7 protein-coding genes are annotated in these 8,043 nt (G+C 65.5%); 4 read left to right on the forward strand and 3 right to left on the reverse strand.

From position 1 onward, the window contains the following. A partial coding sequence (locus A3764_RS11710) for a gamma-glutamyl-gamma-aminobutyrate hydrolase family protein (RefSeq protein ID WP_150122149.1) occupies nucleotides 1-486 on the forward strand: 486 nt, incomplete at its 5' end. Nucleotides 487-508: 22 nt separating this feature from the next. Here A3764_RS11710 and A3764_RS11715 read toward each other — a convergent pair. Together A3764_RS11715 and A3764_RS11720 are read right to left on the reverse strand one after the other, a co-directional pair. Further along, nucleotides 509-721 carry a hypothetical protein gene (locus A3764_RS11715; RefSeq protein ID WP_067920897.1) on the reverse strand — a complete coding sequence of 71 codons (213 nt, stop codon included), beginning with the start codon at nucleotides 719-721 and terminating at the stop codon, nucleotides 509-511. Nucleotides 722-798: 77 nt separating this feature from the next. Then, nucleotides 799-1,551, reverse strand: coding sequence for an SDR family NAD(P)-dependent oxidoreductase (locus A3764_RS11720; protein ID WP_067920895.1), 753 nt, complete (start codon nucleotides 1,549-1,551; stop codon nucleotides 799-801). A gap of 283 nt (nucleotides 1,552-1,834) precedes the next feature. Here A3764_RS11720 and A3764_RS11725 point away from each other — a divergent pair, with 283 nt between their 5' ends. Together A3764_RS11725 and A3764_RS11730 are read left to right on the forward strand one after the other, a co-directional pair. Continuing rightward, entirely contained in the window at nucleotides 1,835-3,409 is a 1,575-nt protein-coding gene (locus A3764_RS11725) for a Re/Si-specific NAD(P)(+) transhydrogenase subunit alpha (protein ID WP_067920893.1), read from the forward strand. Between the two features lie 15 nt (nucleotides 3,410-3,424). Continuing rightward, the gene (locus A3764_RS11730) at nucleotides 3,425-4,915 is read left to right on the forward strand and encodes an NAD(P)(+) transhydrogenase (Re/Si-specific) subunit beta (RefSeq protein WP_067920891.1); all 1,491 of its coding nucleotides are present in this window, start codon (nucleotides 3,425-3,427) and stop codon (nucleotides 4,913-4,915) included. A gap of 122 nt (nucleotides 4,916-5,037) precedes the next feature. Here A3764_RS11730 and A3764_RS11735 read toward each other — a convergent pair whose 3' ends face one another. Continuing rightward, complete coding sequence (locus A3764_RS11735) at nucleotides 5,038-6,492, reverse strand: MATE family efflux transporter (RefSeq protein WP_236628176.1); 1,455 nt, start codon at nucleotides 6,490-6,492, stop codon at nucleotides 5,038-5,040. 156 nt (nucleotides 6,493-6,648) lie between these two features. On the opposite strand from A3764_RS11735, the gene A3764_RS11740 reads away from it, so the two are divergent. Further along, nucleotides 6,649-7,932, forward strand: a complete 1,284-nt coding sequence (locus A3764_RS11740) for a DUF3422 family protein (protein ID WP_067920889.1) — start codon at nucleotides 6,649-6,651, stop codon at nucleotides 7,930-7,932. Nucleotides 7,933-8,043 lie beyond the last annotated feature (111 nt).

Below are 8,043 nucleotides of genomic sequence, written 5' to 3' on the forward strand. Positions count from 1 at the left end.
CTGATCCGGGCCTGCGTCGAACGCGGCCAGCCCTTTTTCGGCATCTGCCGGGGGTTTCAGGAGGTGAACGTCGCCATGGGCGGTACGCTCTACCCTGAAATTCGCGATCTGCCGGGACGGATGAACCACCGTATGCCCCCCGACGGCACCCTGCATGAGAAGTTCGAACTGCGCCACGACATCACCTTTACCGAAGGGGGCGTGTTCCACGGCGTGCTGGGGTCCGCCAAGGTGCGCACGAACACCCTGCACGGGCAGGGGATCAAGCGACCGGGGGAGCGGATCGTCGTCGACGGTGTGGCGGAGGACGGCACGCCCGAGGCGATCTATGTAAAGGGCGCCCCCGGTTTCACCCTTTCGGTCCAGTGGCATCCCGAATGGGACGCGGCGAACGATCCTGTGTCGCGCCCGTTGTTCCGTGCCTTCGGCGAGGCCGCGCGCGAGTGGGCCGCGCGGGAAACGCGCCCCAAGCTCAAGGCTGTCTGAGCCGCCTCCGGGGCAGGCACAGTCAGGGCGGGGGCAGATCACCCCGGGCGGCGCCGATCTTGCGCCGGGTGAACCAGACGAAATCATCCGTTCCACGCGATACCGGGGTCAGCGAGGCGAGGGCACGGCCGCGCAAATCATCGGCCTGTTGAGGAAAGAGCTCGCCCGGATCGGTACCTTGGCCGGTATCGAGGGCGCGCGCGGTGCGGCGGGGGAGGAGGGTCAGCGGTATCATGCACCGACCCTGCCTGTTTTTGGTAAACGAGTCGTTATCTCCTGCGGATGGGCGCGGTGCCCATTCGCATAGCCGCGCTACATCTGACCGCCCGCGATTTCGATGCACTGGCCGTTGATGCTGCCGGAGTTGGGGCCCATGAGCCAGAGCGCGGCTTCGGTCACTTCAGCCGGGGTCACCAGCCGTTTGTGGCGGTTCGCTTTCACCATGACGTCCCGCGCCTGTTCGCTGCTGAGCCCGGCGCGTTCGGCGATGGTCGCGGTATTGCGGGTCACGATCTCCGTATCGACATAGCCGGGGCAGAGCGCGTTGAACGTATAGGGTTTGCCCATGTAATCCTCCGACAGGGATCGTATCAGCCCGATCATCCCGTGTTTGGAAGCGGAGTAGGCCGCCGCCCCCGGCAGGCCGCGCAGACCGGCCATGGACGACACGGCGATCACGCGCCCCCAATCCGTGCCCCGCATGGATTTCAGCGATTCGCGGATGGTCATGAAGGCACCGTCGAGGTTGGTGGCCATCATGTCGCGCCAGAATTTCATATCGGTCTTCAGCACCGACCGGCCCTCGGCGATCCCGGCGTTGGGGATGCAGATCTGCACGGGGCCCCGTTCCTCCGTCGCCTTGGCGATGACGGAAACGACATCCTCTTCGTTGCGCACGTCCATGGCGACGCCGGTGATGCCATCGGTGGCGACCTCATCCAGCACGGATTGCCGCCGCCCGGTGATGGTGACGCGCGCGCCGTTCCGGGCCAGCGCGCGCGCGATATCGAGGCCGATACCCGTACCGCCGCCGGTGATGAATGCGTGTTTTCCTTCGAGGTCCATAAATCTCTCCCTTGGTTTGGCGGCATGCTGGCGCGTGCCATCGGCGGGCGCAACGACCTTCGCCCGCGATCCCCGCGGGGTGACGCGGCGTTCCTCGTGCCGCGTTGCGGCATCGGTTGGGGGGCGTCAGGTGCACAAATCCTGTCCGTTAGCGCTAGAAACAGGCAAATGACGGGGCGTTGGCGCTTGGTGTCGCTTGTACTATTGCTGCGCGCGTACTATCGAACCGGGCAACATTGTTGCGTCAATCGGGGCGTAGCGACCACGATGGGGAGATCCTGATTTGAAGATCGGAACGCCAAAAGAGATATTCGAGGGCGAACGCCGGGTAGCCATGACGCCCGACAGCGCCGCGCAGCTTCAGAAGCTTGGCCATGACTGCCTGATCCAGTCGGGAGCCGGCGAAGGCGCGGGGTTCGACGACGCGGCCTACAAATCCGCCGGGGTCGAGGTCGTGAAGGATGCCAAGGCGCTTTATGAGGCCGCCGATGTGGTTGCCAAGGTACGCCCCCCCTCCGAGGCGGAGGTGCAGATGCTGCGCGAGGGGCAGACGCTGATTTCCTTCTTCAATCCCGCGGGCAACAAGGATCTGATGGAGGCTGCCGCCGAGCGGGGCGCCACCGTCATCGCCATGGACATGGTGCCGCGCATTTCCCGCGCGCAGAAGATGGATGCGCTGTCCTCCATGGCCAATATCGCGGGCTACCGCGCGGTCATCGAGGCGGGCAACAACTTCGGGCGTTTCTTTACCGGGCAGATCACCGCCGCGGGCAAGGTGCCGCCCGCCAAGGTGCTGGTCGTGGGTGCGGGTGTGGCCGGTCTCGCGGCCATCGGCACATCGACCTCGCTGGGTGCGATCACCTATGCCTTCGACGTGCGCCCCGAAGTGGCCGAGCAGGTCGAATCCATGGGCGCCGAATTCGTCTATCTGGACTTCGAGGAAGAGCAGCAGGACGGCTCCGCCTCCGGCGGCTATGCCTCCGTCTCCTCGCCTGAATTCCGCGAAGCGCAGCTTGCCAAGTTCCGCGAACTGGCGCCCGATATGGACATCGTCATCACGACGGCGCTGATCCCCAACCGCGAGGCGCCGGAACTCTGGACGGAGGACATGGTCAAGGCCATGAAACCCGGATCGGTCATCGTCGACCTTGCGGCGGAGAAGGGCGGCAACTGCAAGCTGACCAAGGCGGACGAGAAGATCGTCACCGACAACGGCGTGACCATCATCGGCTATACCGACTTCCCCAGCCGGATGGCGGCGCAGGCCTCCACGCTCTATGCCACCAACATCCGTCACATGATGACCGACCTCACGCCCGAAAAGGACGGCGAGATCGATCACGACATGGAAGATGACGTGATCCGCGGGGCAACCATCGCCCACGCCAAGGAAGTCACCTTCCCGCCACCGCCGCCCAAGGTCGCCGCCATCGCGGCAGCACCGAAGAAGGAGCCGGCCAAGGAATTGACCGCCGAGGAGAAGGCGGCCAAGGAACTGGCGGCCTTCAAGCAGCAGACGAAGAACCAGGTCACACTGCTGGCCGTGGGCGGTGCGCTGTTGCTGGCCGTGGGGCTCGTGGCGCCCGCCAGCTTCATCCAGCACTTCATCGTCTTCGTGCTGTCGGTCTTCGTGGGCTTCCAGGTGATCTGGGGCGTGGCGCACAGCCTGCACACTCCGCTGATGGCCGTCACGAACGCCATTTCCTCCATCATCATCCTCGGCGCGCTGATGCAGATCGGCTCTGGCTCGTGGTTGGTGATGATACTTGCCGCCGCTTCGGTCTTCATGGCCGGGATCAACATTTTCGGTGGCTTCATGGTGACACGGCGCATGCTCGCCATGTTCCAGAAATCTTAAGGCGAGGGAAAGACAATGGAATTCGGATTTACTACCGCAGCCTACGTGGTTGCTGCCGTCCTCTTCATCTTTTCGCTGGGCGGATTGTCGGGACAGGAAAGCGCGAAACGCGCGGTCTGGTACGGGATCGTCGGCATGGCGTTGGCAGTCATCGCCACCCTGATCGGCCCGGGGGCGGGGCTTTGGCTGCTGTCGCTGATCCTCATCGCCGCCGGTGCGGTGATCGGGATGCAACTGGCGCAGCGCGTTCAGATGACCCAGATGCCCGAGCTTGTCGCGGCGATGCACAGCCTTGTGGGGCTGGCGGCGGTTTTCGTGGGCATCAACGCCCATATCGAGATCGGCCGCGTGGCGGAAGCCTTTGCCACCGCAGGTCTGCCCTTCCCGCAGGAAACCTACGGCTCCCTGATCGGCCCGGCCAAGGACGTCGCGGCGGAGTTCCGCGGTTTCGCGGCCATCGTGGCCAAGAAGACCGCGGTGGAGATCAACATCCTGCGCGTCGAACTGGTGTTGGGCGTCTGGATCGGTGCGGTCACCTTCACCGGCTCCATCATCGCCTACGGCAAACTTGCGGGCCGGGTGAAATCCACGGCCGAAAAGCTGCCGGGCGGCCACTGGCTCAACATCGCGGCGGCGGCCATTTCCGCCATCTGCCTGATCTGGTATCTCGCCTCCGGTGGGTTCCTGCCGCTGCTGCTGCTCACGCTGGCGGCGCTCTTCATCGGCTATCACCTGATCATGGGGATCGGCGGGGCGGACATGCCCGTCGTGGTTTCCATGCTGAACAGCTATTCCGGCTGGGCGGCGGCGGCCATCGGCTTCAGCCTCGGCAATGACCTGCTGATCGTCGTGGGTGCGCTGGTCGGCTCTTCCGGTGCGATCCTGTCCTACATCATGTGCAAGGCGATGAACCGGTCCTTCATCAGCGTCATCCTCGGCGGCTTCGGCGGCCCGGCGGGTGAACAGATGCAGGTCGAGGGCGAACAGGTCGCGATCGAGGCCGACGGCGTCGCCACCGCGCTGAACGAGGCCGACAGCGTCATCATTGTACCGGGTTACGGCATGGCCGTGGCGCAGGCGCAGGGTGCTGTCAGCGATCTCGTCAAGAAGCTGCGGGCCAAGGGCAAGAACGTCCGCTTTGCCATTCACCCCGTCGCGGGGCGTCTGCCGGGGCATATGAACGTGCTCTTGGCCGAGGCGAAGGTGCCCTATGACATCGTGATGGAGATGGACGAGATCAACGACGACTTCCCGGATACGGATGTTGTCATCGTCATCGGCTCCAACGACATCGTGAATCCGGCGGCGCAGGACGATCCCAACAGCCCCATCGCGGGCATGCCGGTGCTGGAAGTCTGGAAGTCCAAGCAGGTCTTCGTTTCCAAGCGCGGGCAGGGCACTGGCTATTCCGGTATCGAGAACCCGCTGTTCTTCAAGGACAACACGCGGATGTTCTATGGCGATGCGAAGCAAAGCCTCGACAAGCTGATCCCGCTGATCGACTGATCGGGCTGATGTGAGATGATCAAAGGCGGCGCCCCAGGTGCCGCCTTTTTTCTTTGCGGCGGGCGGGGTGGCGGCCGGCCCCCTTGAGAGCGGGCCGCGCTTGGCGCCAGATATCGCCCTCGTCAGCCCGCGTCGGCGGCAGGGGCGGGGCTTTTGCTCCGCTGCCCGGGCAGCAGGCTGACGGGCACGTCGATCAGCGGCGTTTCCAGCCCGAGCAGGCCGGTGGCGCGGGTCGCGATCAGACCGCCCCAGGCTGCCATCACATTGGCCATGACGGCGGCGGCCACGATGCCCCCGAAGCCGAAGGTCAAGGCTCCGAGCCACGCAAGGGGCAGATAGATCAGCAGAATGCGCACAAGGCTCAGCGTCATGGAATGAATGGGCTTGTCCCGGGCGTTCATCGCGGCATTGGCGGCGACAATGATGCCATAGCCGAAAAGCGATGCGCCGACGAAACGCAGGTACATCGCCGCATAGGCCGCGTCTTCCTCGGCAGAGGCGAAGAGACTGGCAATCGGAACCGCAAAAACCATGAGCAGGGCGGCCAGCAGGGCACCGTACCCGATGCAGAACCAGAAACCCGCATGGACGGCCCCCCGCGCACGATCCTGCCGTTCGGCGCCCCAGTTCTGACCCACCACCGGCCCGATGCCCGCTGACAGCGCCAGCAGCGGAACGAGCGCCATGGACTGCACCCGCGTCGCCGCGCCGAAGCCCGCCACGGCGGTTTCGCCCACGGTCGCGACCGCCGCCGTCACCAGAGCCATACCCGCGGGATTGATCGCATTGGAAAACGCGGCCGGCAGCCCGACCTTCAGAACGCGGCGCGCCGATGTCAGCGCCCCGTCCAGCATCCCGCCCGTCCAGCCCAGCAGGCCGCGGCGCCACGCGATAAAGAGCGCTATGGCCATGGCCGCCACACGGCCCGCCCATGTCGCGATGGCGGCGCCCTTCACCCCCAGTTCCGGCAGGCCCCACATGCCGAAAATCAGCAGCGGATCGAGGCCGACGTTGACCAGCGCTGCCAGCACCATCACAAGCGCGGCGGTCATCCCGTCGCCGTGCGACCGGAAAACAGCGTTGGTGACCATCATCACCACGAGGAAAGGAAAGCTCAGCGCCCAGACAGGCATATAGGCGGCGATATGCTCCGCGACGGCGCCCTTCGCCCCCAGCGCGGAGAACAGATAGGGATAGATGAGCCAGAGCAGCAGGGCCGCGACGGACGACAGCACAAGGCCAAGGCCGATGGCATGAAAGCCGAGCCGCCGGGTATCATCCGCCCGGTCGCCCCGGCCCACGCCCTGGCTGAGCGCGGCATTCGCCCCGGCGCTCAGCCCGATGGAAAGCGAGGTGATCGCCGTGGTGACCGGGTAGACGAAGCCCACGGTCGCCAGTTGCGCGCCGCCCAGCTGGCCAAGGAAATAGGCATCGGCGAGACCGACGCTCAGCACCCCGAAAATGCCCACGCTCATCGGGGCTGACATCGCGAGCAGCGCGCGCCAGATTGGCCCGCGCGTCAGATCGCGGGTGGCGCCCGGGGCCGGTTCGTCTTCGGATTGTGCGCGACGGTTCATGCAAGTCCCTTGGTTGCAGGCTAGGCCCATAGCTAGGGCCGGACCGGCGGTATGCAAGCGTGTACCGTAAGGTGTTGAAGATGCGCGAAAAGACCGTTTCCAGTCGCCCGGTTCCGGGTTATTGTGCCGCCTTATTCCGGCTGCAAGGATCGACCCATGGCCACTCTCGAAGATCATCCCGCCAGATATGCGCTCACCGGGGAGCTGCACGCGCGGCCCTTTCCGCGCCTTTCGACGCGGGGAACGGCTGTCTTTCTGGTGTTGCGCCCGGCGGGCGACGCATCGGACCGGGACCGGGCCGCCGACCTTGCGCATCTGCGGCGGCTGCTCGATCACTACGGCGCGCCGCGCCCGGACCCAGACGCGACCCATTATCACGGTCCGCTCGGTCGTTATCAGATCAAATGGGAACAGCATACCGAGATCGTGACCTACACGATCTTCTCCGACGCGCAGGGCGACAGGCCCTTCGCCCCGGCAGAGTTCGATGTCTTTCCCTCCGACTGGCTGGCGGAGACGCCGGGGGAGCGGATTACCTCAGCGCTCATCCGGGTGGTGCCGCATCCGGGGCCGGCCGAACAGGTCCATGACGCCCTGTCAGACTGGTTCGTCGGTGAAAGCCTCGCGGTGGCGCGGGTGCTGGACGATGCTGCCGTCATCGCCAGCGATTTCCGTATCGATCCGGCGGGCCATCTGCGGATGGCCGTCTTTGCCAGCCCGGAGACCGGCGAACGGCGCATCGGCAGGATCGTGCAGCGGCTGTGCGAGATCGAGACCTACAAGGCGATGTCCATGCTTGGTTTTGTCGAACTGCGCGCCGCGATGCCGCAGATCAACCAGTTGGACAAGCGGCTGACCGAGTTGATGACGGGGATGCAGGGGCCTGCGCAGGGGGCGGAAGATACGTTGCACGCGCTGCTCGATGTCTCCGTCGCGCTGGAGACGTTGCAGGCGCGGCTGGCATTCCGTTTTGGCGCGACCGATGCCTATGAGGCGATCGTCTACCAGCGCATCGGTGCTTTGAGGGAGGCGCGTTTCATGGGTCGGCAGGGCTTTGGCGAATTCATGATGCGCCGGTATGAGCCGGCCATGCGCACCGTCAAATCGACGGAGCGGCGGCTGGGCTCCATGGCGGCGCGGGCAATCCGTGCGAGCGAGCTCTTGCGGACGCGGGTGGACGTGGAACGTTCAGCGCAGAACCAGCAGATCCTCGCCAGCATGGACCGGCGCTCCGACCTGCAACTGCGGCTGCAACATACGGTCGAGGGCCTCTCCGTCGTGGCGATCAGCTATTACGCGGTCTCGCTCGCGACATATCTGCTCTATCCGTTGGCGGACACGCTCGGTCTGGCGAAGGGGGTCCTGACGGCGGTGATCACGCTGCCTGTCGTGGGGCTGGTCTGGCTGATGCTGCGGCGCCTGCGGAGCCGGCTCGGCTGAGCAGCGCCTGCGTCAGCACCCCGCCCACTCCGATGGAGGTGATGGCCAGAAGCGCCGCGACCGACAGCGTCGGCACGCCCGAAAGCCCCGCGCCCAGCGTGCAGCCGCCCG

The sequence above is a fragment of the Sulfitobacter sp. HI0129 genome (genome assembly GCF_001635395.1).
Classification (GTDB): domain Bacteria; phylum Pseudomonadota; class Alphaproteobacteria; order Rhodobacterales; family Rhodobacteraceae; genus Sulfitobacter.

Coding starts and splice junctions, on each gene's coding strand:
- A3764_RS11730 (WP_067920891.1), top strand. CDS start 3,425: ATGGAATTCGGATTTACTACCGCAGCCTACGTGGTTGCTGCCGTCCTC.
- A3764_RS11740 (WP_067920889.1), top strand. CDS start 6,649: ATGGCCACTCTCGAAGATCATCCCGCCAGATATGCGCTCACCGGGGAG.
- A3764_RS11735 (WP_236628176.1), bottom strand. CDS start 6,492: ATGAACCGTCGCGCACAATCCGAAGACGAACCGGCCCCGGGCGCCACC.
- A3764_RS11715 (WP_067920897.1), bottom strand. CDS start 721: ATGATACCGCTGACCCTCCTCCCCCGCCGCACCGCGCGCGCCCTCGAT.
- A3764_RS11720 (WP_067920895.1), bottom strand. CDS start 1,551: ATGGACCTCGAAGGAAAACACGCATTCATCACCGGCGGCGGTACGGGT.